We start from the raw sequence: 684 nt of genomic DNA, 5'->3' as shown, positions 1-684 counted from the left end.
CAGGGCTTGTAGCCAGGCGGGGCGGTATCGGCGCCTTCCTTGCCCTTGAGGTCGAGCTTGCCTTCGCTGGTGCAAAAGCGCATGCGGGTGAAGTAATTGGTGATAACCCGCAAGCGGGTGACGCCGCTGAGGTCCTTGCTCCACTTGTTTGGCTCGTTGCCGTACATGCCGTCGAGGTAGGGCTTTAAACGGTTGTCGTCGCGCAGCACTTCCTCCACTTCGCCTGCCAGCTCCAGGGCCTTGCCCAGAGTCTACTGCGGCGGGATGCCGGCGTGCACCAGCACTGCGCCGCGCTTCTCGTCGTAGTGCAGCAGCTTTTGCCGGCGCAGCCAGTCGAGCAGTTCACCGGCATCCGGGGCATCGAGGATTTCGCGCAGGGTGTCGCTTTTTTTCAAGCGCTCGATGTTGTGCCAGGGGGCCCGCAGGTGCAGGTCATGGTTGCCGAGTGCGGACACCAGCGGTTCGCGGATTGAATAAAGGAAGCGCAGGGTTTCCAGTGACTCCGGGGCGGGGTTGACCAGGTCATCGAGCAGCCACAGGCGATCGACCTTCGGGTTGGAGGCAACCCGCTCGAGCAGGCACTTGAGTGGCTGCAGGCAGCCTTGCAGATCGCCGACTGCGTATACCGCCATCAGTGCAGGGCTCCGGGGACGGCGAGGCGGAACCGCGCGATGATGGCGTCGG

General features: G+C 63.7%; 1 protein-coding gene and 1 pseudogene. Both read right to left on the bottom strand.

The features are described from left to right. Positions 1-209 (bottom strand): annotated as a pseudogene (locus A9O67_RS13530) (symmetrical bis(5'-nucleosyl)-tetraphosphatase); the annotation flags it as partial. 42 nt (positions 210-251) lie between these two features. Further along, positions 252-632: a metallophosphoesterase gene (locus tag A9O67_RS13525; protein ID WP_197484417.1), complete on the bottom strand. Its 381-nt coding sequence runs from the start codon at positions 630-632 to the stop codon at positions 252-254. Positions 633-684 lie beyond the last annotated feature (52 nt).

The organism is Tepidimonas fonticaldi, from assembly GCF_001675355.1.
Lineage (GTDB): Bacteria > Pseudomonadota > Gammaproteobacteria > Burkholderiales > Burkholderiaceae_C > Tepidimonas > Tepidimonas fonticaldi.
This window is presented reverse-complemented; position numbering and strand designations above follow the sequence as displayed.